The following is a 23,939-nucleotide window of genomic DNA, read 5'->3' on the forward strand; positions in this document are numbered from 1 at the left end:
GACATGCTCACCCCTGGTACGGACGGTGCACGTAGCGGCCGCCGGGGGTGCCGACGATGTTGCCGGCGTCCAGCACGCGCTGCCCCCGGACCCAGGTGTCGGTGACACGGGCACCGAGTTCGAAGCCCTCGAACGGCGTGTACTCCTGGGTCGACTCGGAGTCCGCGGCGTGCACGGTCCAGGTGGTGTTCTCCACGAGGCACAGGTCGGCGTCGAAGCCCACCCCGATGGTGCCCTTGCCCGGCAGTCCGTAGCGGCGGGCCGGATTCCAGGCGGCCAACTGCGCGATCCGCTGGTGCGACAGGCCGCGCTTGCGCCCCTCCGAGACCAGGCCGGGCAGCAGGTATTCCGCCCCGCCGAAGCCCGACTTCGCGGCGAAGATGTCCTCGCGCGGGTCACCGAACTTCGTCTCGTCCTTGCAGCACGCGTGGTCACTGACCACCCAGTCGACGCTGCCGTCGAGCACGTACTCCCAGAGCGCCTCCACGTCCTCCTGCGGGCGCAGCGGGGGGTTCACCTTGCCACCCAGGCCGTGTGCGCTGTCCACACTGGCCAGCAGGTGCCCGAGGGTGACCTCGCGGCGGAAGTCGACATGCGGAAACGTCCTGGCCATCAACATCGCCGCCCGCAGGGCCTTGCGCGAGGAGAGGTGCAGCAGGTTGATGTTGGGCAGCCCGGTCTCGTCGGCCAGGAACGCCGCGATCGTCACCGCGAGCCCTTCCGAGTGCGGCGGTCGTGACGCGCTGTAGGCGGCGAGGCCCTGCAACGACGGGTCCTGCTCGACCAGCTTCGTGTAGGCCGTCATGATCTCGGCTGTCTCGCAGTGCAGCGACAGCGACACGTGCGGTGCCGCGTCGGTCAGCTTCTCCCGGGCCGCCTGCACGCCGCGCATCACGAACTCGAAGTGAGCGAGGTCGTAGCGCTCGTTCGGCGGGATCATCAGGAACGAACTCTGGTCGCTGGACCGCCCGTGCAGCCCGTGGCTGCCGTAGAACATGAAGATCTTGAAGGAGGTGACGCCGAAGTTCTCGATGATCGAGGGGATCTCGTCGATGTGCTCCCTCATCATCGGCGCGAGGTGGAATCCGTAGTCGATGAACGAGCGTCCTTCGGAGGCGGCCAGCACGTGCGGGAAGAACTCCGCGTAGGAGCCACCCCGGTTGAGGTAGTACTGCCCCGTACGCATGTAGGTCAGTCCGGTCGTCACACCGCCCTGGGCGCTGGCGCGGCTCTCGGTGGCGGTGTCCTCGGCCAGCGAGTTGTAGATGCCCCAGTGCTGGTGCGCGTCGACCGCGCCCGGGTACGCGAGCCGGCCGCGCCCGTCCACGACGGTCTGCGCCTCGTCGGCCGGGATGTCGGCCTCCATCCGCACCACCTTGCCGCCGGCAATGCCGATGTCCAGCCGGTCGCCGTCGGGCGAGCCGGCGTCGGGCCGGACCACGGTCACGTTCTTGATCAGGGTTTCCAGCAGTTTCATGCGTTTCCTCCCGTGGTTCGAGCGACGTGGTTCGCCGCGAGGTAGGCGAGGCCGAGGGCGGGCAGGAGGCCGTTGCCGGCCAGGTAACCGGCGGCGCCATGGCCGGAGATGCCGGCCGCGGCACCGCCCGAGGCGTAGAGGCCGGGGATCGGCGCGCCACCCGGGCGCAGCACCCGGGCATGCTCGTCGACCAGCAGGCCGCCCTGGGTGTGAAAGAGCGCCGGCACCACCCGGGCGGTGAGGTACGGCGGCTCCAGTGGTGCTTCGAAGAAGGTTCGGCCGAAGCGGTCGGCCCGCTCGCCGCGAGCCACCGCCGCCGTCTCGGCGAGTTCCGCGACCACGGCCTCGGCCGGCAGCCCGGTGACCGAGGACAGCGCGGCCTCGTCGGCCGCGTCCAGCAGTGCGCCCGACTCCACGCTCTGCCGAAAGTCGGTGAACGCGAGGCAGGCGTCGTGGATCCGGCGGTCCAGCACCAGCCAACCGAACGCGTCCGGGCGGGCCGCGAGCGCGGCGGCGTACTCGGAATAGCCGGTCGTCTCGTCACCGAACCGCCGTCCGGTGGTGTCCAGCAGGACACCGCCGTGCATCACTGTCGCCCAGCCGACCAGCGTCGCGGAGCGGGCCGAAAGAGCGGCATGCCCCTGGTACGCGTCGAGGAAGGCGCTCTGCGCGCCGAGCTCGGTGCCGATCCGCAGCGCATCGCCGCGGGACATCTCACTGCCGTGGTAGACCGCCGTCGCGATCTCCGGCAGGTGCTCGCCGACCATGGCCCGGTCGGCGCCGTAGCCGTTGGTGGCCAGCAGCACCGCCCCGGTCGGGATCTCCTCACGTGTGCCGTCCGGTCGCTCGACCACGGCGGCTCGAACCACGCCGGAGTCGACGACCACGTCGACCAGTCGGGCCGGGACCAGCATGTCGATACCGGCCCTGCCCAGCCGCTGGACGAGATGGTCGAGCAGCACGGTGCCGTGCCGGCCCTCGACCGTGTGGCAGCGGTCGACCGAGTGGCCCGGGTAGTGGAAGTCGGTCACCAGCGACAGCTCCAGCCCGACGCTGTCAGCCAGCCACTCGACCAGCTCGGCGCTCACCGCGCCGAGCGCACGGGCGAGCCTCTGGTCGCCCTGTCCCTTGGTCTTGCGCGCGACGTCCGCCGCGAACAGCTCGGCCGAGTCGTCGATGCCGGCGGCCCGCTGCCACCGCGAGCCGGCGCCCGGGATCATCGCGGTCGACATCGAGGTGTTGTTGCCCCGGCGGAAGTGCTCGCTGGCCTCGACCACCAGCACGTCGAGGCCGAGCTGGGCGGCGCGCAGGGCGGCGACGAGCCCTCCCCCGGCGCCGGCGACCACGAGGTCCGGCCCGGTCACGCGCCCACCTCCCCAGCACCGATCAGCCGCAGCGCCAGGGCGGTCGGGTCGACCACCCGAGCTGGCAGGCTGACGCCGGTCGGCAGGTCGACGGCCGAGCAGCCGTTGATCACCGAACGCGCACCGCCCGCGGCGAGCGTGCCGACGGCACCGCCAAGCGTGCTGGCCCAGCGGGAGGTGTCGGCGATCGCGTGCACGTCGAGGTCGAGCACCTCGACGCCGAGCAGGTCGGCCGACCACCCGTACGCCCCGGCCCGGGCGGTGATCTCGTCGGCGATCGCCTTGTTGCGGGCCACCGCCGCGCACCTGCGCCCGCTCAGCACGGCCCAGCCGAGGCTGAGACGGAGCAGCCCGAATACCGGCACCGGCAGGGTGCCGGCGAGGTCCGCGACACCGGGGTCGAGGACGCAGTCCGGCAGCAGCGCGTCGAAGCCGGCCGGCGCGCCGCGCAGCGCCGCGGTGACCAGCACCTCGCTCTCCCGCACCTGCTCGTCGGTGTCCAGGGCGCGCGGTGCGTCCGCTCCGATGTCGTGCAGCACGACGTCGACGCCCGGCGGCGACAGCGCCGCGTAGCGCGCCTGCCGGCGGGCCAGTTCCTCGGCGTCGACATGGATCGGGGTCACGGCGTAGATCCGCACGGTCTCTCTCCTAGATCTCGGCGAGCCGGCGCAGGTCGGGCCCGACGTCGGTGGTGGCAGCCAGGCCAGCGGCGATTTCGTGCACGGCTCGGACGGTGTCGGGGTCGAGCAGGCGTCCGAGCAGCGCGAGCACGTCACCCTCGGTCATCGGGTGGTAGGCCGCGTCGCCGACCGGGTTGGGCACCTCAATCACCCTGGGTGCTCCGCCGAGGGTGCGGACGGTGACGCGGGCCGCACGTTCGTCGGGCAGTCGGGCGTCGAGGTCCGGAGCCACCCGCAGCACCACCTTGGCGGCCAGCGCGCGTACCCGCGGGTCGTCACGCTGGTCGTCGGCGGAAACGGCGGGGTCGACGGTGCCGTGCACCAACGCGGCGGACACCACGAACGGCGTCGAGAACAGCGCGGCCAACCGGCTGTCCCAACTCGTCCGGCCGAGCCCGCCAGCCAGCGAGTGGGTCTCGACCAGGACCTCCTCGATGGAGTCGAGCGTCAGCCCGTCGGCTCGCATCAGCAGGGCCGCGTCGGCCGCCGGGTGGGTGAACGAGCAGGACGCGTGCCGCTTGAAATAGCCGAGCTGCACGTCCCACCGCGTGCCGAGCCCGTCGGTGAGCGGCGCGGGGTCGAACCGGCCGAGCACGTCGCCGAGCGACAACGAGGGGGTACCGGTGTTGCGGGCGACGCCGGCCGCGGCCATCCGTGCCGCCGCCAACCCGGACACGTTGGAGGCTCCCAGCCAGGCGTCGCGGACCGGGTTGCCGTCCAGGGCGCTGGCGAAGTGCCCGGCCACCGGCAGGCCGGCTCCCGCGTCGATCGCTGCGGCGACGCCCTCACCGGGCAGGCCGAGCAACCGCGCGCAGCCGGCCGCCGCACCCGCGACGCCCCAGCTGCCGTGCGGATGCGCGTCGGCGCGAAGGGTGGTGGCCCGGCCGAAACGCGCCGCCACCTCATAGGCCGCCAGCAGCGCCGACATCGTCTCCGGACCGGACGCGCCGAGGTCGGCGGCGAGCGCCAGCACCGCGGGCAGCCCGTGCGCCGCCGGATGACCCTTCGCGTACTTGTGACCCTCGTCGAGCTCAAGCCGCGCCATCGCGGTCGCGTTCAGCCAGGCTGCCGCCTCGACGGTGGTGGTCGCGCCTGCCCCGACCAGCGGCGCGGGCCCGGACCCGGGACGCCATGCGGCGACCAGGGCCCGCTGCTCGGCCTGCCGGGCGCCGACCACTGTCACCCCGAGCGAGTCGAGCAGCACGAGCCCGAGCCGGTCGCGGACGGTGTCCGGGACGTCCGACCAGCGGAGCGCGGCGGCCCAGGTGCCGAGCCGGGCCACCGCCTCCACTGTGGATTGCACGTCAGAGCCCCAGGTAGGCGGCTCGGACCCGGTCGTCGCGGGCGAGCTCCGGCCCCGGGCCTTCGAGGACCAGGCTGCCGCTCTCCAGCACGTACGCCCGGTCGGCCAGGTTGAGCGCGTGCGCGGCGTTCTGCTCGACCAGCAGCACCGAGACACCCCGGTCGCGGATCGCCTTGATCGCGTCGAGCACGGTCCAGGTCAGCTTCGGCGACAGGCCGGTGGACGGCTCGTCGAGCAGCAACAGCCGTGGACCGGCCATCAACGCCCTGCCGATCGCGAGCATCTGCTGCTGCCCGCCACTGAGCGTCTCGGCGGCCTGGGCGCGCCGCTCGGCGAGGATCGGGAACAGGTCGAAGACCTCGCGCAACGGCTCACCGAGCGGCTTGCGGCCACGGGTCCAGCCGCCCATCCGCAGGTTCTCCTCGACGCTGAGCGGCCCGAACAGCGCCCGCCCCTCCGGCACGTGCAGCAGGCCACGGGCGACCAGTTCGCTCGGGCGTACGCCATCGGCCCGTGCGCCGTTGAAAGTGATCGTGCCCGCGGTCGGTTTGACCAGCCCGGAAATGGTCTTGAGCGTGGTGGTCTTGCCGGCACCGTTGGCGCCGACGATCGCCACGATCTCGCCCTCCTCGACCCGCAGGTCGAGCTCGTGCAGGATCTGCAGGCCGTGGTAGCCGGCGCTGACCCCCTCAAGCGTGAGCATGCGGGTCCTCCCCGAGGTAGGCCTCGATGACCCGCGGGTCACGGGTCACCTCCTGTGGTGGGCCCGAGGTGAGCACCCGGCCCAGATCGAGCACGAGCACCGAGTCCGACAGCCGCATGACCGCAGCCATGATGTGTTCGACGAAGACGAGCGTCACGCCGTCCTCGGTGCGCAGCCGCTCCAGCAGCTCCATCACCGGTGCCCGCTCCGCGGGCACCAGGCCGGCCAGCACCTCGTCGAGCAACAGCACGCGGGGTTTGCTGGCCAACGCCCGGGCCAGTTCCAGCCGCTTGAGGGCCGCGGTGGGCAGGCCCTCGGTCGCCGAGTCGCGCCACCGGCCGAGGCCGACCCGATCGATCAGCTCGGCGGCGGCGGTCCGGGCCGTACGCTTGGCGGCGCCGCCGGCCAGCACCGCGATCGTGACGTTCTCCAGCACGGTCATCGAATAGAACGGCCGCATCAGCTGGAACGTCCGGGTCATGCCCGCCGCGGTCACCTTGTGCGGCGCGTGCCCGGTGATCTCCCTGCCGCCCAGATACACCCGGCCGGTGTCCGGCCGCAACGCACCCGCGATCAGGTTGAACACCGTGGTCTTGCCTGCGCCGTTGGCCCCGATGACGCCGAGGATGCTGCCCTCGGCGACCTCGAAGCTCACCTCGTCGACCGCCCGCAGGCCCTTGAACGACTTGGAGATTCCGTCGACCCGAAGCAGTGTCATCGCCGGGACCACCTTTGGCGGATCGTTCCGTATATGCCTTTCGGCAGGAGCAGCACGATGATGATCAACAGGGTGCCGTAGACGATCACGTCCAGGCCGCTGCGCCCCTGAAGGAACTCCAGCGCGGGCGGCGGGTTGCGCAGCACCGTCGCCGTCACGTCGTTGAGCGGGCCCATCACCACGGCGCCGATCACCGGCCCCCAGATGGTCGCCACCCCGCCGATCACGGCCGGCAGGATCGCCTGGATCGACACGCTCGACCCGAACGCCAGGTCCGGATCGATGAACAGGAAGTACTGCACGTAGAAGGCACCGGCGACAGAGGTGATCGCGGCGGACAGCGCCATCGTCACCAGCTTGTAGCGCATCACCGGGATGCCGACCGCTGAGGCCGCGTCCTCGTCGTCGCGGGCGGCCTTGGTGAACTGTCCGGCACGCGAGCGGACGAACTGCACGCTGATCACCAGTGCGGCGACGGTGAGCGCGAGCGCGATCCAGAAGTAGTTCGGCGAGGCCGGCTCGAACTGGATCCACCACCACGAACTGTCGGAACGAAGCGGCACGTGGTAGCCGACCGCGCGGTTGACGAAGTCGCTGTTTGTCGCCCAGAGCCGGAGCATCTCGGCGAACGCGAAGGTGGCCAGCGCGAAGTAGGCGCCGCGCAGCTTGTACCGCAGCGCCAGGAAACCGATCAGCGCGGCGAACGCCGCGGCCATCACCATGCCGGCGAGCATCCCGATCCACGGCGACACGCGGTGCTCGACCAGGAGCCAGGCGCTGGTGTACGCCCCGATTCCGAAGTAGGCCGCGTGCCCGAAGCTGAACATGCCGCCGAAGCCACTCATCATGTTCCAGCCGATGCTCATCAGGGCGAAGATGAGCACCCGCACCGCGACCGATGCCTGCGCCGACGGAAGGATCAGCGGCAGCGGCACCAGCAGCACGGCGAGTACCGCGATGGCCAGCAGGTGCTTGTTCCACGGCAGGCGAGGCAGTGGCCTGCTGGCCGCTGTCTCCGGTGCCGGCGTGTCGGTGGTGGTCGTCATGCCGACCTCCCGAAGAGTCCCTGCGGGCGCAGGAAGAGCACGAGGACGAAGACGATGAACACCGACAGCAGGGGCGACTGTCCCGGCAGGTAGATACCGCCGAGCTGCTCGGCCAACCCGATGACCAGACCGCCGACCAGCGCGCCGACGACGTTGCCCATGCCGCCCAGCACCACCACAACGAAGGCAACGATGTTGAACAGTGAACCGGTGGTGGGCTCGATGGTGACCAGCGGGGCGACGAGCGTGCCAGCGGCGCCGGCGCAGGCGGTGCCGAGCGCGAATGTCACCGCGTAGATGACCCGGGTGTCGATACCGACCAGCTGCGCGCCGGTGTCGTTGGCGGCCACCGCGCGGATCGCGGTGCCCAGCCGGGTGCGCTGCAGCAGCAGGTAGAGCAGTCCGGCCAGGACGAGTGCGCCGACGAAGGCGAGGATCCGGGACAGGTTGGCCACCGCTTCGAAGATCGGTACGCCGCGGTCGCCGGGCAGGGCCACCGAGCGCGGGTTCCCGCCGAAGAACAGCAGCAGCGCGTTCTCGATGATCAGCGAAATGCCCAGCGTGATCAGCAACTGGTTCTCCAGCGGCTTGCCCATCGCGCCGGCCAGGATGCCGCGTTGCACCAGCAGGCCGAGCACGAACATCGCTGGCACGCTGACGGCGAGCGCGAGATAGGGATGCAACCCGGCCTGGGTCAGCCCGAACGTCAGGAACAAGGCCAGTGCCAGGAAGCTGCCGTGGGCGAAGTTGACGATGTCGAGGACACCGAAGATCAGCGTGAGGCCCATCGCGATCAGGCCGTAGACGCCGCCGATCAGGACACCGGTGGCCATCGCCTGCACGACGACGACCCCGCTGCCGGAGCGGACGTACGCGAGCACGACCGCGAGCACGACCAACGCGGCGATCACCGCGATCCGCAGCCACGGCACGGTACGGGCGGGAGTCGGGCGAACCTCGTCGGGATCCAGGGTTGCCACGCCGCCGCTGCCGGCGGCGTGGCCCTGGTCGGCTGGCGTGGTCACTGGCTCTTGAAGGCGGGGTAGAGGGGCTTCTCCTCCGCCTTGTCGGCCGGGAACACCTGCTTGACCACGCCACCCTGGACCTGCATGAGGATCGGCGTGGCGTTCTCGTTCTCTCCGGTCGGGCCGAACTTGATCGGGCCGTTGCCGGCGATCAGGGTCGGCACCGAACCGCTGGCGATCGCGTCGCGCACCTTGGCCGGTTCGGCGCTGCCGGCCCGCTCCAGAGCGTCGGCGATCACCTTGACCGAGTCGTGTGCGAGCACCGCTCCGGTGCGGATCTGGTCGTTGTAACGCTCCTGGTAGAGCTTGGCCAGCGCCTGCGTGTCGGCGTTGGTCATGTCGGCGTGGTAGTTGGCGTCGAAGAAGCCCTCGGCTGCGGCGCCCGCCTCCTTCGGGAACTGCGGGAGGTCGAACGCACCGTTGGCGACCCCGTAGACCGCCTTCAGGGCCGGCGGCTTGACGGTGGCGACGGCCTTGGCCGCCAGCACGCCGTCGCGGTAGTAGCCGGCCACCATCAGCACGTCGGCGCCACTGGCCTTGACCTGGGTGACCTGGGTCGTCAGGTCGGAGACGTTGGCGGCGTCGTAGGCGAGCGCCGGGCCGACCTTGATGCCGGCCTTCTCCGCCTCGGCCTTGAAGGCGTCACGTACGGCGCTCCCGAACGGACCCTGCTCGTGCAGCACCGCCACCGTCTTGACCGGCTGGTTGGCCGCCTTGGCCACCTGGTCGAGGAACTGCGCGCCGGCGGTGCCGAGCACTGTGGAGCTGGGCTGCACCCGGAACGTGTACTTGTAGCCCTGGGAGAGAATCGAGTCCGCGCTGGACACGTCGATCACCAGCGGCACCTTGTTGCGTTCGGCCACCGTGGACACGTTCGCGGTGACCGCGCTCTGGTAGGTGCCGACCAGGCCGACCACGCCGTCCTGAATGAGGCGCTGTGCCTCGCTCTGGCCGACCTCCGGCTTGCCCTGGGTGTCAGCGCTCACCAGTTCCAGCTTCTTGCCGCCCTGCGACTTGATGCCACCGGCGTTGTTGATCGCCTCGACGGCCAGCTTGGCTCCGTTGTCCATCTGCTGCCCGTCAGCCGCGGCCGCTCCGCTCAGCGGGTGCAGGGAACCGATCTTTATGGTGCTGCCGGACTGGGCGCCGCCGCCGTTGGTCGTGCCGGCGGGCCCGGACCCGCCGCACGCGGCGAGGGCCAGCGGCAGGGTCAGGGCGAGGCTCAGGGTCCAGGTCTTCCTCATGTCAGCTCCTGGGGTGACCGTGTTCCGCCGCACGGAACATCGCATGGGGCATGATGCTGGCACTGCCCCTTCGCCTGGGTCAAGGGTTCACCGAATAATCTTCTTCAACCCTGGATAGCGCCTCATTGGGGGCTTGACCCCCGGGCCGGTCGGTGCTGCAATCGTGTTCCGCTGGCGGAAACACCCGCATTGGGAGATGAAGACTTGGCAGAGAGTCAGGGCACTGAGGCGGCGAGCCGCGTGGCCGACGTCCTTCTCCTGTTCACCGACGGGCCGGACTTCCTCGGGGTCACCGCGATAGCGCGCAGCCTCGACCTGTCCAAGGCCGTGGTGCACCGGATCCTGCAGACATTGGTCGAACGCCGGTTGCTGGTCAGCGACCCGGCGAGCCGTGGCTACCAGCTCGGCCCGGCGGCCGCCGCACTCGGCGCCCGCGCGCTGCGCGAATCGCAGCTGCGCACGGTCGCGATGCCGGTCCTGCGCGAGCTGCAACTGGCCACCGGCGAGACGGCGACCGTGTCGGCGCACGTGCACGGCGGCCGGGTCTACCTCGACCAGGTCGAGTCCACCCGGGAAATCAAGATGACGGTCGAGGTGGGCCGCCGTTTCCCCCTGTACGCCGGCAGCTCCAGCACCTGCATCCTGGCCTTCCTGCCCGACACCGAGCGGGAGTCCCTGCTCGCCACCGAACTGCCGTCGCTGACGAACCGCACAGTGACCGACCACGACCTGCTCCGCGCGCGGCTCACCGCGATCCGCAAGACCGGGGTGGCCAACTCCGACGGAGAACGCCAGGAGGGCGCGGGCTCGGTCGCCTCGCCCGTCTTCGGCATCGACGGCACCGTCGTCGGCGCCGTCTCGGTCTGCGGCCCGGCGCACCGGGTCGACGAGGCCGCCCGGGAACGGTTCGGTCCACTCGTGTGGGAGGCCGCCGACAGCATCTCGCGGGCGCTGGGCTGGTCCGGCGGGCTCCCCAAGTGACCCCGCGATCCTGGCTCTACGTGCCCGGCCACCGCGCCGACCGGGTCGCGAAGGCCCTCGCCGCCGGCGCCGACGCGGTGGTCGTCGACCTCGAGGACGCGGTGCCGCCGGATCAGAAGGAGACCGCCCGGGCAACCGCGCTGCGGCTGGCCTCCCAGGGCCCCCACGAGCGACCCCTGTGGGTACGCGTGAACGACCCGACCGGCCCGTGGGGCGAGGACGACATCGACGCGCTGGCCGGGTTGGAGCTGACCGGATTGCGGGTGCCCCGGTGCGAAGACCCGGCCGTGATCCGCGACGTCGCCACCCGGGCCGGGCTGCCACTGCAACTGCTCCTGGAAAGCGCTGCCGGGCTGGCCCGGGCGGCCGAGTTGGCCACCGCGCATCCACTGGTCGCCGGGCTCGGGCTGGGCGAGGCCGACCTGTCGGCCGACCTCCGGGTGACCGGCGACGACGGGCTGGCCTGGGCGCGCGGCTGGGTGGTGGTCGCGGCCCGCGCCGCAGGCCTCCCCTCACCCGTGCAGAGTGTCTACACCGACGTCGCCGACCTCGACGGCCTGCGCGTCAGCACCGAGCGGGCCAGGGCCAACGGCTTCGTCGGCCGGTCGGTGGTGCACCCCCGACAGATCCCGGTCGTGCACGAGGTCTTCACGCCGACAGCCGCCGAGGTGGCGGCCGCGCGGGCCGTCCTTGCCGCAGCGGCACGCGCACAGGAGGCCGGCGAGGTGGCCGTGCTCGACGCCGACGGCCGGTTCGTCGATCCCGCTGTGGTGCGCCGGGCCCGACTCGTTCACGACCTGACCGAACCGTCCGACCCACCATCCGGAGGAACGAGTTGACCACCGAGCCGCAGGCCCGCCCGGCACGCACGACCGACGACGCCCTACTCGCCGCGGTGACCGCGGGGGTACGGCTCGTCGAGCTGGGGCACCCGCATTTCACGGGCATGCCGTGCTCGCCGAACCATCCCGGTTTCCGAATGAGCCTGATCCGCCGCCACGGCGACATGGTCCGCCCGGACGGTGGCTCGGCGGCCAACGAGATGATCGTGACCGGGGGGCACGTGGGCACCCACGTCGACGCGCTCTCGCACGTCAGCCACGACGGCAGGCTGCACGGCGGCGTGGACGCCGCGGCGGCGCAGACCGGTGGCCGGTTCAGCGCGCTCGGCGCCGAGCACACGCCCGCGCTGCTCACCCGGGGTGTGCTCCTCGACGTGGCCGCCGTCCACGGGGTGGACGTGCTACCCGCCGGCTACGGCGTGACCGCGGCCGACCTGGCCGCCGCCGCCGAACGGGCCGGTGTCGAGCCGGGGCCCGGCGACGTCGCGCTGGTGCGCACCGGCTGGGCGCGGCACTTCGACGACGCGACGACCTATCTCGGACAGGCCGCCGGCGTACCGGGCGCCACCACCGACGCCGCCGAGTGGCTGGCCGCGCGTCAGGTGGTCGCCACGGGCTCGGACACCACGGCGTACGAGCAGATCCGTCCGGGCAACGGCCACAGCGTGCTGCCCGTGCACCGGGTACTGCTGGTCGATGCCGGCGTCTACATCATCGAGCACCTCAACCTGGAGCACGCGGCCGCCGAAGGGCTGACAGCGTTCGTCTTCGCGATGGCGCCGTTGCGCATCGTCGGCGGCACCGGCTCGCCGATCCGGCCGTTCGCGGCGGTGGCGGCATGAGCACGCCGACCATCGTCCAGCGGCTCGCAGCGGTGGCCGACGACGTACGGCGCGATGGGCTTCCCGGCGACCTGCGGCAGGACGTGGCCCGCAGGGTTCTCGACCTGATCGGCAACAGCCTCGCCGCCACCGGGCTGCCGCCCGCACGGGCGGTCACCGCGTACGTCCAGGCGGCTGGCGGCACGCCGGAGGCCGTCGCGATCGGCACCGGGCTGCGTGTTCCGGCCGCGAACGCGGCGCTGGTCAACGGCACGCTGGCGCACTCGCTCGACTTCGACGACACCCACCTGCCATCGGTTCTGCACCCCTCCTCGCCGGTGGTGCCGGCGGCGTTGGCGGTGGCCGAGGCGCGCGGCGCGTCCGGCGCCGCGCTGCTCGACGCGGCCGGAATGGGCATCGAGGTCGCCGTGCGGCTCGGCATGGGCGGTTACGACCGCGCGCTCGGAAATTCCGAGTTCTTCGAGCGCGGGCAACACGCGACTTCGATCTGCGGCGCGGTCGGGGCAGCCGTGGCCGCCGCGATGGTCGGTGGCGCCGACGCCGAGGGCATCGCGCACGCGGCCGGGATCGCCGCGAGCATGGGTGCCGGCCTGCTGGAGGCCAACCGGACCGGCGGCACCGTGAAGCGGGTGCACTGCGGCTGGGCGGCGCACTCCGGCGTGGTCGCCGCCGAGTTGGCCCGGCACGGGCTCACCGGCCCGCCGACCGTGGTGGAAGGGCGGTTCGGTTTCCTGCACGCGTTCTGCGGCGAGCGGGCCGACGTCGACGCGGTGGTGGACCGGCTCGGCACGCACTGGGAGCTGCCGGGCATCTTCTTCAAGCCGTACCCGTGCAACCACTTCACGCACGCGGGCATCGACGCGGCGCTGGCCCTGCGCGAGCGCGGCGTCGACCCGGCCACGATCGAGTCGATCGAGTTGGGCGTACCGTCGCCGGTGCTGCGCACGATCGCCCAACCGCCGGAGGACAAGGCGCGGCCGGAGTCCGGCTACCACGCGGCGTTCAGCGGCCCCTACACGGTGGCGGCCGCGCTGCTCGGCGGCGGCGGTCTGGGCCTGGGCCACGAGGACTTCACGGACGCTGCGGCAGCGGACGAGACGCGGTTGGCGCTGGCGGCGAAGGTGCGCTGCGTGGCGGACGCCCGCTGCGACGAGATCTTCCCGAACCAGTTCCCTGCGGTGCTGCGGGTGGTGCTGCATGACGACACCCGGCACGAGGTACGGGTCGACGTCAACCGGGGTGGGCCGGGCAACCCGCTCAGCTCGGCCGAGCTGGCCGCCAAGTTCGCGCTAAACGCCGCGCTGGTGCCCGACCGCGAGGACATCGCCGCGGCCGTGCTGGACCTGGCCGCCGCGCCCGACGTGGCCGGTCTGATGGCCCGGGTGCGGGAATGATCGAGCGGCTGGCCGCGACCGCCGCCGGCACCGAGTGGGTGTCGGCACCCGCCCGCGTCCAGGACCGGGTGGTCGACCTGGTCACGGACACGATCGCGGTCGCCGCGCTGGGCAGCGGGCGGGCCGAGCTACGCGCGCTGGCCGCCGGGTCCGGCGGTTCGGGTGAGTCGACAGTGGTGGGCTCCTCGCGCGGCTGGCCAGCCGCGGAGGCTCAGTTCCTCAATGGCAGCGCGATCGCTGCGGATCAGCTCCAGGACGGCCATCGGCCGGCCCGCGGCCATCCGGCATCGCACGTGGTCCCGGCCGTGCTGGCGCTCGCCGAGGACCGGGACCTACCGGGTGTGGAACTGCTGTCGGCGGTGCTGGCCGGTTACGAGGTCGGTGTCCGGGTCGGCCGGGCGATGGGGGGCACGCCGGACGGCGTGCACGACATCGGCACCTGGGGTCAGGTCGGCGCGGCCGCGGGGGTGGCCCGGCTGCTGGCGCCCGGCGATGCGGCCGCCATGCGCCGCGCCATCGAGCTGGCCGGCTCGGCTGTGCTGCTCAGCGACGCGGCGACTATTTTCGCCGGGCGGGCCGGCGGGCACGCGTTCCTGGGCGCGTCGGTGCAGCTGGGCGCGAGCCTGGGCGCGGCCGCCGTGGCTGGTCTGGAACCGCTGCCCGGCGCACTGGATCGGCATTTCGCGACGGTCGCCGCCCGTGACTGGTCGGGTATCGGGCAGGACCATGGCCACGAGGTGCTGCGTGGCTACACCAAGGCGCACCCCACCTGCGCCCACCTGCACGGCGTGAACGACGCGGTGGCGGACATCGTCTCCGTGACCGGCCCGTTGTCGGATGTGGAACGCGTCGAGGTGCGCACGTTCGCGCACGCGGCCCGGTTCGACGCGGTCGCCGACAGCGAGCTGGCCGCCCGGTTCAGCGTGCCCACCTCGGTCGCGGTCGCGCTGCTCACCGGCACGCTCGACGAGACCACGCTGACCGCGGAGACGGTCTGCTCGGCGACGGTCCGCGACGTGGCCGCGCGGGTCGAGGTGCGGCACGACCCGGAGCTGGACGCCGGCTATCCGGCCGGCCGGCCCGCCCGGGTGCGGGTCCTCCGCGCCGACGGCAGCGTGCTGACCGGCGCGGCGGACCTGCCACGCGGCGACGGTCCACGGGCCTTCGACCGGGACGCGTTGCGCACGAAGGCCCGGCGGCTGCTCGACGGCCGCTTTCCCGGGCATGCCGACGGGGTGCTCGCCCTGATCGACGGGCTGGCGGCCGGCGGCACCGCCCGCTCGCTCGGCGCCGCGCTACGGGCGGCGGCCGCGTGATCGTCACCCGACGCGACGGCGCGCTGCGCCTCGTCGAGCAGGTCGAACACGGACGGGTCGCCGGCGAGTTGGCGGCCGTGTGGGGCAACGACCGGTTCGAGACGCCGACGCCCGGTTCGCCGGTGCGCACCGCGGCCACACGGCACGACGAGGGCTGGCGGGCCTGGGACGCCCGGGTGCTCTTCCATGAGCTGGAACGCCGACCGCTGCACTTCCTGGAGATCGACGCCACCGAACACGTGCGGCTCTACCGCCAGGGCGTCGAGCGGGTGGCGCTCGGCGACGTGTACGCGGGCGTCCTGGTCGGCATGCACTGGACCGGCCTCTACCGGGGCCGGTGGTCGGCCCCGGACGCCCGAGGCAGGCTGAACCTCGGCCCCGAGGGCCGGGCGGCGCAGGACGCGGCGGTCGACGCCGAGGAGCGGCGGTGGGTGACGGCGAAGCGGCTGGCCTGGGCGGCGGCCGAGCCCCGGGCTGCGTTCGAGACCAGGCTGTGGCACAACTACGAGCTGCTTCAGCTCTGGGACCTCCTCTCGCTCTACCTGTGCGTGATGCCGCCACAGCCGGCGGCCGTGCCCGGACCGGCGCGGCCCTGGGGTCCGCAACTGGCCGACCTGGAGCATTCGGCCCAGGACGTGCTGCTGCCGCCCGTGCGCACGCACCCGTTCGGCTCGGTCGAGCGGATCACCGTCGGTGTCCGTAGACCGGGCGTGCTCTGGCTCGACCCGTACCCGTTCACCCGGCCCGGCGTCACCGTCGACGTGCTCAGCGCGGTCGTGCCGGACCGGACCTACAGCCATGCGGAACTCGCCGCACGGGTCGGACGGACGCCGGCCACCGTGATGACCTGGCGCCTCGCGCCGTGGACTCGCTGATGGACCTCGCCACGGCCCGCGCCGCCGCACACGCCTTCGTGCTCGGCGAGGCCGGCTTCGCCCAGCTGACCACCATCGACTCCGACGGCTTTCCGGTGAGTCGCACGATGACCGCGTTCCTCGAACCGGACTGGTCGGTCAGCCTGGTGCAGCGGGCCGGCCACCGGCGGCTCGAGCAGTGGCGACGCGATCCGCACACGCTGGTCACCTGGGTCGGCACTCCCGCGCCGGGCGCCACCAACGAGCGGCCGCATGTCTTCGACATCGGCCTGCTTCCGCCCCGGATGGTGTCCATCCGCGGGACGGCGTCGGTCATGCCGCCGAATTGGACGATCGCTGTGTACCGGCGTGAGGTTGCTCGGCAGCGGGCGTCCGGCTTCACCAAGGCGCCCTTGCGCTCGGATGACGAGGTGACCGCCGAGTTGGCCGGGGTGCGGATCGAGCCGGCGCGAGTGCGACTTGAAGGGTTCGGCGTGGGCGCCGAATCCCATCTGTGGACCGTCAGAAAGGCAACCACATGATCAAAACCATTCTGGGTTACGAGATCGAGGAGGGCGTCAGCCCCGAGGAGTACGAGCGTTGGCTCTTCGACGTGCACGCGCCGGACCTCCTGACCAACCCCTACCTCGACCGGATCGTCTTCAACAAGGTGCTGCGCCCGGTGCGGCAGGCCTCCGGCGGCACGGCGTCCGTGCCGGAGGGTTACACGTTCTACCGGATCGCCGAGATGCACTACGCCGACGAGGAGGCGTACGCGAACTACCTGCGCTGGTTCGAGGAGCACCCGCTGCCGGCCGAACGCGGCCCGGCCGGCCGCACGAAGTTCAAGTTCTACCTGGTCACCGACAGCACTGAGGTGAACCGGGAATGAGTGTCGTCGCGCTGCTCGCCGGGTTCGCCGCGCTCTCCCCACCGGAGGGGTCCCTGGCCAGGTGGGCGGCCCGGATCGGCACACCGGACGGGGAGTTCCCACTGATCGGCGCCGGCACCCGGGCGGAGACCTACGTCGCTCTGCAGTGGAATGGCGAACGATGCGCGTCGCTCGGCCCGGAGGTCGCGCCGACGCTCGTCGGTCTCGCGGTCGGCGCGGCCCGGCGCCGGTCGGCGGCCCAGCTGTCGGCGGCCGTCGAGGCCGGGCTGGCCGCCGCCGCCGAGGTGTCGACGCCCATGGTGCCGGTGAGTACCGGTGTGCTGGCCGCCACCGTGTGCGCGGCGCGACTGGCCGAGGTGCCGGAGAACGAACTGCCGGCGCTGCTGGACCTCGCGGCGAGCCTGATGGTGATCGGCCCGCCGGGTGTCGCGCCCGGGCACGACCCGGCCGCCGCCTGGCTCGCGATGCGGGCCTGGGATGCCGGCATCACCGGCATGCCCGGCGGGCTGGCCCACACCCTGTCCGTGGTGTCCAACGGACTTCCCGACCGTGCTGCGGCCGACCTGGATGTCTTCGACCTCGTGGAGGCGCTGCGATGATCGTGCTCAACGTGGCGCGGCCGGTCGGCGAGGCGGACCCGGTCGAGCTGGCCGGCGCCGCGCTCGCAGCCGGGCTCGACGGTGTCGCCCTGGCCGACAGCCCACGGCTGTTTCCCGACTGCCTGGTGGAGACCGAACGGGTGCTCAGCGCCACCCCGGCACGGCTCGCCGGGCCGTGCGTGCTCAGCCTCGGGCTGCGGCACCCGGCAACGGTGGCCGGCGCCGTGCGCACCCTGGAGGCGCACCATCCCGGCCGGGTGCTCACCGTGGTCGGGCGGGGCGAGAGTTCGGTACGCAACGAAGGGCTGACACCACCGTCTCTGCGTGCGTATGAAGCGGCACTCGACGTGCTGCGCGAACTCGTGCCGGCGTCGGCGCTGCTGCTGGGCGCCGCGTCCGGACCCCGCACCATCGCGGCCACCGCCGCCCGGCTCGGCGGCGTACTGATCGACGCTGGGGCGGACCCCACGATCGTCGGCAAGGCGGTGGCGTTGGCCCGCTCAACGCGGGCAGATGTGCCGGTCTGGATGTTCGTCCGCGCGGTAGTGACCGACGACGAAACGGACGCCGACGCTGCCGCTGCGCCCGTGCTCGGGTCGTGCGCGGCCCGGCTGGTGCAGGCGCCGGACTGGTTCGACGTGCCGGCCACGCTGCGCTCCGGCGTCGCCGCCGTGGCCGAGGCGCACGACTACCGGAGGCACGGCACGGCCGATGCCCGCGGCGCCGGCGACGTGCCCGCCGAAGCCGACCGGTTCGTGCGTGAACGCTTCGTGGTGACCGGAGACCGGCGAGCGGTCACGGAACGGTTCGCCGCGTTCAGCGCTGCCGGCGTCGACGGCGTGGTGCTGGCCGGCGCTGTCGGTGGGGTCCTGAACCGGCTCGACGAGCTGGGCCGGGCGGTCCGCGATGGCCTGACGAAAGGCTGATGATGCAAGGAATCGACACCAAGCGGATCGCCGCCTTCGCACACGACACCAGCCTCGGGGACCCGCCCGAGGAGGTCCTCACCTTCACCCGCGCGCTGCTGCTCGACACCCTGGGCGCAATGCTGGGTGGCCTTCGGTATCCGGCCGTCCGGGCGCTGGCCGAGTCACTACGCCCGTCGGCCACCACCGACCTTCCGTTCGGCCGACTACTCACCCTCGGTACGGCTGCGACCTGGCTGGACGCGGATTCCGGTGGGTCCTTCCATCCGCAGGGACACCGGCTACCACCGGTGCCGACGGCGCATCCGGCACCGCACTCGCTGCCCGTGCTGCTGCACGCCGCGGCCCACGGCGTCGACGACCGGCGGCTCGTCGAGATCTTCCTGATCGCCAACGAGATCGGCATGCGTTTCGGCGTCGGCACCACCCTTCGGCCCGGGTTGCACCCCCACGGCATCCACGGCCCGATCGCCGCAGCGGTTGCCACCGCTCTGTTGGATGGCCTTCCCCCTGCCACCACCGCCACTGCCATCGAGCTGGCCGGCGCGGTGCCGATGGCCGCGACCCTCGCCGTCCCGATGCGCGGCGGTACAGTCCGGAACCTGTGGACCGGCCTGGGCGCCTACTACGGCGCCTCCGCCGCCCGTCGCGCCGCCGATGGCGCCACCGGGTCGGAGGCCCTGCTCCGCGAACTGCTCGACGGCCTGGTCTGCACGGATCTGTCCGCCGCGGAGCTGACCACGGGGTTGGGCACCCGCTGGCGGTTGACCGACAGCTATCTCAAGCCGTACGCCTGCGCACGCTGGGTGCACCCCGCGCTGGACGCGTTCCGCGCCGCCGTCGCGGGCGTGGCCGACCCGGTGCGTGAGCGCGGGGGCCTGGCCGCGATCGAGGTCGACACCTTCGCCTTCGCCGCGTCGCTGTCCACCGTCGACGTCTCCTCGGATCTGCAGGCGCGGTTCTCGGTGCCGGTCAGCTTGGCCACCCTGGCCCTCGACGGCGAACTGGCCGCAGCGGGTTTCCTGCCCGACCGGCTGGCCCGTCCCGAGGTTGGCGCGCTGGCAGCTCTGGTCCGGCTGCGCGAGGAGCCGGTGTTCACCGCCGCCCTCCCGCACGAGCGGCCGACGAGGGTCACGGTCCACTGGCGGGACGGTTCCACGGCGTCGGCCACGGTGCGCAATGCCCGCGGCAACCCGGACGACCCGCTGACCGCCGACGAGGTGGCCGCCAAGTTCCGGCGCAATGTCGAGGACGTACTCGACCCGACGACCGCCGACGCGGTGGTGGCCGGGCTCCTCGATGGTGCTGGCGGCGACACCATGGCACGCGCGGCTGCCGAGGTGATCGGCCGGCTCTGCCCGTAGGGCCCGCCCGTCGGCACTCGTCAACTCTCGGAGCGGCGCTCCGCCACGGCGGCGTCGAACCAGTCCCGCAGGTCCTCCGCGGCCGGCGGGGTGCGCGGGTCCACCGGGTCAGGGTTGCGCAGGTGGTAGACCTTCCCCGTGAGCGGCCTCAGCGAGCTGATCGGCTCAAGGTCATGGCCACGCCCGGCCAGCACCGGCTGACCCTCGTACACGTATCCCCGGGTTTCCCCGTGCCCCACCTGCCAGCTCAGCTCGGGTACGGCGTGGCGGACGCACTCCGCGGCGTAGAACGCGACCGCGTCGATCAGCGCGAGGGACTCGTCCGACCAGATGTGCGGGGCGAGGAGCGCACTCCGGCCGTACCACATCGGCAGGACGGCGTCCGTCGGGCGTTGGAAGACGCTCCCGTTTTCGAGGATCACCTTCTCCCGGGGAGCATCGGCGGGGCGCAACTCGAGGCGGCCGATGGCCCAGCCCCAGATCAGGGCCAGGCTGTCGCGGGAATGGTCGAGCCGTTGCGGTCTGCCGGTGCGGGCGGCCTGGTCGTGCAGCCAGGCGAGCCGTTCGTCTCCGGCGGCCAGGTAGCGCCCCAGGAAGTCCTCGTCGGACTCGGCCGTGGTGCTGAGGACCATCCCGGCAGGTGTCCGGTCGTCCTCGTCCGAAAAGATCATGTCGAGGACCTCGCCGAGCGGCGCGCCGGTGACATCGCCCTCCTGGACGACGAACCGACCGCCGGTCGCCTGCGCCACCTCCTGCAGCACCTCGACGACCCGCGTCACCTCGGCCCGGAATCCGGCGGCCGGCAGCAGGGGGAAGGCGTCCCAGATCGAGACGACCAGCTCGCTGACTCCCGTCTTGCCGGGGTGCACGAACCACTGCGTGCCGAGCCGCTCCCCCTCCCAGACCAACTCGGCGTACACCCCGCCGGCGACATCCTCGTGGAGATCCGGATCGTCACCGAAGACCCTGCTGAGCAGGGCGACCGTGGTCGCCCTGCTCAGCTCGGCCCCGGACGGGATGACACCCATTTCCAGGCTCACTGCAACTGTGCCCCGCTCGGTGCGTAGGAAGCACTCGGAAAGAAGTGCCAATGTACTTGTCGAGTTTCTCGGTGACGCCCCGTTCGACACCACGTTCAGCCTCGTCGACCGAGGCGCCGTCTGACTCGCGCGTGAGCGGGACGTCGGCTACGTCGAATCGTGGAGTGCTGCCGGTACACGGTTCGTTGCAGCCTGTTCCGGTACGTTCGATCCGTTCACCCTCGGGCAGCCGCTGAGGCCATGGCAACAGCGCCGAGGCGAGCCGGAGCGTGTGGCCGACTGGCCGAGAAGGCCGGCAGATGATGGGCGTTCGATCGGAAGTGGGTGTTGATGACGCGGCCGACACTGTTCCTGACGGTCGGGCTCCCGTGCACCGGTAAGACCACTGCGGCTCGGCGTATCGAAATCGAGTGGAGGGCGCTTCGTCTGACGAAGGACGAATGGGTGAAGGCCCTGTACGGGCACGAGGATCCGCCATCGGCTCAGGACGTGATCGAAGGACGACTCATCGAGATCGGGCTGCGCGCCCTCGAACTCGGCAACAACGTTGTGATCGACTTCGGTCTCTGGAGTCGGGACGAACGCTCCGCCCTGCGGCAGGCAGCAGCAGACCTCGGCGCGCTGGTGGAGATGCGCTACTTCGCGCTCACCCCAGCCGAGCAGCGCAGACGACTCGACCGGCGGCAAGCCGAAGCGCCGCACACGACGTGGCCGATGTCCGACGAGGAACTCGCCGAGTGGGCCGCCAGCATCGACATCCCGACGCCAGGCGAACTCGACGGCAGCGAACCCGTCGATGAGCCACCGGCTGGTTTCGCGACCTGGAACGAGTGGCGCGCACACCGCTGACCGCCGGCGGTCTCCTGACGCCGGGCCGCCAGGAGACGGTTTCCCGGCCGGTCGTTCGGGTACCGCCGCTGGTCAAGACAGAGGAAGGAACACACATGACCGAGCGGGACGAGCGACGCGATGGGGAGCAGACCGGGGTGCCGCAGGACGAGGGGGCCCGCAGCACCCGGGCTGCGCAGGACGCCCACGGCGGCAGCATGGCGCCGGGGGTGGTCGACGACACGGGCCACCCGGTGGCGCAGGCCCCGGCCGACCAGTTGGCCGACAGCGAAAACGAGGCCTGAGGCACGAGCGGCGGGCTGGTCGGGAGCGGTCCGGGCCAGCCCGCCGGTCGCTTGAGCGCGGTGTGAGAGTTCGATGGTGTCCCGTCTCACCCCGATCTCGTTCGCCAGGTCGCCACAGCTCGCCGGTACTCTTGATCGAGTACGGACTGTACCCATATGTCCACCAGCCGAGGGGTGACCATGCACGATCACGCGTCCGGCCACATCGACCTCGCTCGCCTGCGGGACGTGCTCGACGGACCGTGGGCAAAGGTGCGCAACGCGCACCGGGAGCACCTCGACGAGCGTTTCCTTCCGGTGTACGGCGAGACCGGTGACCAGGCACGTGAGCGGATCTCCCGGCTGCTGACCGAACTCCCCGTCGAACTGGGGATCGCGTCGGCCTTTCCCACCGAGTACGGCGGCAGCGCCGACGTCGGCGGCTCGATCATCGCCAGCGAGATGCTGGCGCAGGTCGACCTCTCGCTGATGGTCAAGGCGGGCGTGCAGTGGGGCCTGTTCGGTGGCGCAGTGCAAGCCCTCGGCACCCAGCGCCACCACGACACCTACCTGCGGGACATCATCTCGGGCACCATTTTCGGCTGCTTCGCGATGACCGAGACCGGCCACGGGTCCGACGTCCAGCAACTGCGCACCACCTGCACGTACGACCCGCAGACGCAGACCTTCGACCTGCACACCCCACACGAGGCGGCCCGCAAGGACTACATCGGCAACGCCGCCCGGGACGGACGCATGGCGGTCGTCTTCGCGCAGCTGATCACGAACGGTCAGCGGCACGGCGTACACGCGTGGTTGGTGCCGATCCGCGACGCACAGGGCAAACCACTGCCCGGCGTGACCATCGGCGACGCCGGGCCCAAGGCCGGCCTGCTCGGCGTGGACAACGGGCGGCTCAGCTTCGACCACGTGCAGGTGCCCCGCGACATGCTGCTGGACCGTTACGGTCAGGTCGCGGAGGACGGCACGTACTCCAGCCCGATCGAGAACGACTCCCGGCGCTTCTTCACGATGCTCGGCACCCTGGTCCGTGGTCGGGTGAGCGTGGGCGGCGCCGCGTCCGCGGCCACCAAGTCCGCGCTGACCATCGCAGTGCGCTACGGCGACATCCGGCGCCAGTTCGACACTCCCGGCGCCGACCGGGAGGTGCTGATCAACGACTACCTGGCCCACCAGCGCAAGCTGCTGCCGGCCCTGGCCACCACGTACGCGCTGCACTTCGCCCAGACCGAGCTGGTCGCTGCGCTGAATGAGGTGCAGGGCGGCGACGGGCCGGTCGACGAGCACCGGCAGAGGGAGCTGGAGTCCCGGGCCGCCGGCCTCAAGGCCGCGCAAACCTGGCACGCGACCCGCACCATTCAGATGTGCCGCGAGGCGTGCGGCGGCGCCGGCTACCTGGCGGAGAACCGGCTACCCAGTCTCAAGGCCGACACCGACGTCTTCACCACGTTCGAGGGCGACAACACGGTGCTGCTGCAGCTGGTGGCCAAGGGGTTGCTCACCGGCTACCGCGACGAGTTCGGCTCGTTGGACGGCTGGGGGCGCGCCTCCTTCGTCGCTGAGCAGGTCCGCGAGATGGTGCTCGAGCGCACCGCCGCACGGTCGCTCATCGAACGGCTGATCAGCGCGGTGCCCGGCCGCGACGAGGAGGTCGCCGTCACCGACCGCGGCTGGCAGCTGAAGGCCTTCGAGGACCGTGAGCGGCACCTCCTCGAGGGCGCTGTCCGCCGCCTTCGCGGCGGCGCGGCCACCAAGAAGGACCGCCCCTTCGACATCTTCAACGACGTCCAGGACCACGTCCTGGCCGTTGCCGCCGCGCACATCGACCGGGTCACCCTGGAGGCGTTCGTTGCCGGCATCGAGAACACCGCCGACCCGGCGGTCCAGGCGCTCCTCTCCCGCGTCTGTGACCTGTACGCGCTCAGCGTCATCGAGGCGAACAAGGGGTGGTTCCTGGAGCACGGTCGACTCACGCCGGCCCGCTCGAAGGCGATCACCGGCGTGGTGAACGGATTGCTCAAAGAGCTGCGCCCGCACATGCGAACGCTCGTGGACGGCTTCGCCATCCCGGACACGTGGCTACACTGCGCCATCCTGCGCGAGGAGCCCCGCAGGCAGGAAACGATGTCCGCCCATGACGCCACCAGTGGTACGCAGGCAGTCCCGGTGTAGGCAGGCAGACTCGCTGACCAACAG

General features: G+C 71.9%; 24 protein-coding genes. 14 read left to right on the top strand and 10 right to left on the bottom strand.

Annotated elements, in window-relative coordinates:
* Positions 1 to 7: 7 nt before the first annotated feature.
* Genes KBX34_RS11195 through KBX34_RS11235 form a run of 9 tightly spaced genes read right to left on the bottom strand, consistent with a single transcriptional unit; the run spans position 8 to position 9,560 of the window.
* Positions 8 to 1,477 carry a dihydroorotase family protein gene (locus tag KBX34_RS11195; RefSeq protein WP_141910087.1) on the bottom strand — a complete coding sequence of 490 codons (1,470 nt, stop codon included), beginning with the start codon at positions 1,475 to 1,477 and terminating at the stop codon, positions 8 to 10.
* Complete coding sequence (locus KBX34_RS11200) at positions 1,474 to 2,841, bottom strand: FAD-binding protein (RefSeq protein WP_210924858.1); 1,368 nt, start codon at positions 2,839 to 2,841, stop codon at positions 1,474 to 1,476. Before KBX34_RS11200 ends, KBX34_RS11195 begins: the two co-directional genes overlap by 4 nt.
* Positions 2,838 to 3,479: an aspartate/glutamate racemase family protein gene (locus KBX34_RS11205; RefSeq protein ID WP_210924860.1), complete on the bottom strand. Its 642-nt coding sequence runs from the start codon at positions 3,477 to 3,479 to the stop codon at positions 2,838 to 2,840. Before KBX34_RS11205 ends, KBX34_RS11200 begins: the two co-directional genes overlap by 4 nt.
* A 10-nt stretch (positions 3,480 to 3,489) precedes the next feature.
* Entirely contained in the window at positions 3,490 to 4,824 is a 1,335-nt protein-coding gene (locus KBX34_RS34230) for an MmgE/PrpD family protein (protein ID WP_210924862.1), read from the bottom strand.
* A gap of 1 nt (position 4,825) precedes the next feature.
* Entirely contained in the window at positions 4,826 to 5,527 is a 702-nt protein-coding gene (locus KBX34_RS11215) for an ABC transporter ATP-binding protein (protein WP_088949000.1), read from the bottom strand.
* Positions 5,514 to 6,245: an ABC transporter ATP-binding protein gene (locus tag KBX34_RS11220; RefSeq protein ID WP_088951866.1), complete on the bottom strand. Its 732-nt coding sequence runs from the start codon at positions 6,243 to 6,245 to the stop codon at positions 5,514 to 5,516. Before KBX34_RS11220 ends, KBX34_RS11215 begins: the two co-directional genes overlap by 14 nt.
* Positions 6,242 to 7,291, bottom strand: a complete 1,050-nt coding sequence (locus KBX34_RS11225; RefSeq protein WP_088949001.1) for a branched-chain amino acid ABC transporter permease — start codon at positions 7,289 to 7,291, stop codon at positions 6,242 to 6,244. Before KBX34_RS11225 ends, KBX34_RS11220 begins: the two co-directional genes overlap by 4 nt.
* Positions 7,288 to 8,316: a branched-chain amino acid ABC transporter permease gene (locus KBX34_RS11230; protein ID WP_197699547.1), complete on the bottom strand. Its 1,029-nt coding sequence runs from the start codon at positions 8,314 to 8,316 to the stop codon at positions 7,288 to 7,290. The genes KBX34_RS11225 and KBX34_RS11230 overlap by 4 nt, the downstream gene beginning before the upstream one ends.
* The gene (locus KBX34_RS11235) at positions 8,313 to 9,560 is read right to left on the bottom strand and encodes an ABC transporter substrate-binding protein (protein WP_088949002.1); all 1,248 of its coding nucleotides are present in this window, start codon (positions 9,558 to 9,560) and stop codon (positions 8,313 to 8,315) included. Before KBX34_RS11235 ends, KBX34_RS11230 begins: the two co-directional genes overlap by 4 nt.
* Before the next feature lie 204 nt (positions 9,561 to 9,764).
* On the opposite strand from KBX34_RS11235, the gene KBX34_RS11240 reads away from it, so the two are divergent.
* From KBX34_RS11240 to KBX34_RS11290, 11 genes are read left to right on the top strand one after another with little or no spacing between them, the layout of a single operon-like run.
* Positions 9,765 to 10,541, top strand: a complete 777-nt coding sequence (locus KBX34_RS11240; RefSeq protein ID WP_141910090.1) for an IclR family transcriptional regulator — start codon at positions 9,765 to 9,767, stop codon at positions 10,539 to 10,541.
* A complete protein-coding gene (locus tag KBX34_RS11245; RefSeq protein WP_088949004.1) occupies positions 10,538 to 11,380 on the top strand; it encodes a CoA ester lyase in 843 nt (280 codons plus the stop codon). The genes KBX34_RS11240 and KBX34_RS11245 overlap by 4 nt, the downstream gene beginning before the upstream one ends.
* Positions 11,377 to 12,225 (top strand): cyclase family protein, encoded by an 849-nt coding sequence (locus tag KBX34_RS11250; RefSeq protein WP_247667905.1) that lies wholly within the window; start codon positions 11,377 to 11,379, stop codon positions 12,223 to 12,225. The genes KBX34_RS11245 and KBX34_RS11250 overlap by 4 nt, the downstream gene beginning before the upstream one ends.
* Complete coding sequence (locus tag KBX34_RS11255) at positions 12,222 to 13,619, top strand: MmgE/PrpD family protein (RefSeq protein WP_210924864.1); 1,398 nt, start codon at positions 12,222 to 12,224, stop codon at positions 13,617 to 13,619. Before KBX34_RS11250 ends, KBX34_RS11255 begins: the two co-directional genes overlap by 4 nt.
* Positions 13,616 to 14,935 carry an MmgE/PrpD family protein gene (locus KBX34_RS11260; protein WP_210924866.1) on the top strand — a complete coding sequence of 440 codons (1,320 nt, stop codon included), beginning with the start codon at positions 13,616 to 13,618 and terminating at the stop codon, positions 14,933 to 14,935. Before KBX34_RS11255 ends, KBX34_RS11260 begins: the two co-directional genes overlap by 4 nt.
* Positions 14,932 to 15,810, top strand: a complete 879-nt coding sequence (locus KBX34_RS11265) for a DUF3891 family protein (protein WP_210924868.1) — start codon at positions 14,932 to 14,934, stop codon at positions 15,808 to 15,810. Before KBX34_RS11260 ends, KBX34_RS11265 begins: the two co-directional genes overlap by 4 nt.
* Positions 15,810 to 16,331: a hypothetical protein gene (locus KBX34_RS11270; RefSeq protein WP_210793767.1), complete on the top strand. Its 522-nt coding sequence runs from the start codon at positions 15,810 to 15,812 to the stop codon at positions 16,329 to 16,331. The genes KBX34_RS11265 and KBX34_RS11270 overlap by 1 nt, the downstream gene beginning before the upstream one ends.
* Entirely contained in the window at positions 16,328 to 16,681 is a 354-nt protein-coding gene (locus KBX34_RS11275; RefSeq protein WP_088949009.1) for a hypothetical protein, read from the top strand. The genes KBX34_RS11270 and KBX34_RS11275 overlap by 4 nt, the downstream gene beginning before the upstream one ends.
* Positions 16,678 to 17,280: a hypothetical protein gene (locus KBX34_RS11280; RefSeq protein WP_210924870.1), complete on the top strand. Its 603-nt coding sequence runs from the start codon at positions 16,678 to 16,680 to the stop codon at positions 17,278 to 17,280. Before KBX34_RS11275 ends, KBX34_RS11280 begins: the two co-directional genes overlap by 4 nt.
* On the top strand, positions 17,277 to 18,206 hold the full coding sequence (locus KBX34_RS11285; RefSeq protein WP_210924872.1) for an LLM class flavin-dependent oxidoreductase: 930 nt from the start codon (positions 17,277 to 17,279) through the stop codon (positions 18,204 to 18,206). The genes KBX34_RS11280 and KBX34_RS11285 overlap by 4 nt, the downstream gene beginning before the upstream one ends.
* Positions 18,206 to 19,570 (top strand): MmgE/PrpD family protein, encoded by a 1,365-nt coding sequence (locus KBX34_RS11290; RefSeq protein WP_210924874.1) that lies wholly within the window; start codon positions 18,206 to 18,208, stop codon positions 19,568 to 19,570. The genes KBX34_RS11285 and KBX34_RS11290 overlap by 1 nt, the downstream gene beginning before the upstream one ends.
* 20 nt (positions 19,571 to 19,590) lie before the next feature.
* On the opposite strand, the gene KBX34_RS11295 is transcribed toward KBX34_RS11290, so the two are convergent.
* A complete protein-coding gene (locus KBX34_RS11295; protein WP_210924876.1) occupies positions 19,591 to 20,598 on the bottom strand; it encodes a hypothetical protein in 1,008 nt (335 codons plus the stop codon).
* Positions 20,599 to 20,940: 342 nt separating this feature from the next.
* Between KBX34_RS11295 and KBX34_RS11300 the strand changes: the two genes are divergently transcribed.
* From KBX34_RS11300 to KBX34_RS11310, 3 genes are all read left to right on the top strand, one after another.
* Positions 20,941 to 21,459: an ATP-binding protein gene (locus tag KBX34_RS11300; RefSeq protein ID WP_247671697.1), complete on the top strand. Its 519-nt coding sequence runs from the start codon at positions 20,941 to 20,943 to the stop codon at positions 21,457 to 21,459.
* 95 nt (positions 21,460 to 21,554) lie between these two features.
* The gene (locus KBX34_RS11305; RefSeq protein ID WP_210924919.1) at positions 21,555 to 21,743 is read left to right on the top strand and encodes a hypothetical protein; all 189 of its coding nucleotides are present in this window, start codon (positions 21,555 to 21,557) and stop codon (positions 21,741 to 21,743) included.
* A 180-nt stretch (positions 21,744 to 21,923) separates the two neighbouring features.
* Entirely contained in the window at positions 21,924 to 23,915 is a 1,992-nt protein-coding gene (locus KBX34_RS11310; protein ID WP_210793762.1) for an acyl-CoA dehydrogenase, read from the top strand.
* The last annotated feature ends 24 nt before the right edge of the window (positions 23,916 to 23,939 follow it).

The organism is Micromonospora sp. M61 (assembly GCF_018070245.1).
Taxonomy (GTDB): Bacteria; Actinomycetota; Actinomycetes; order Mycobacteriales; family Micromonosporaceae; genus Micromonospora; species Micromonospora zamorensis.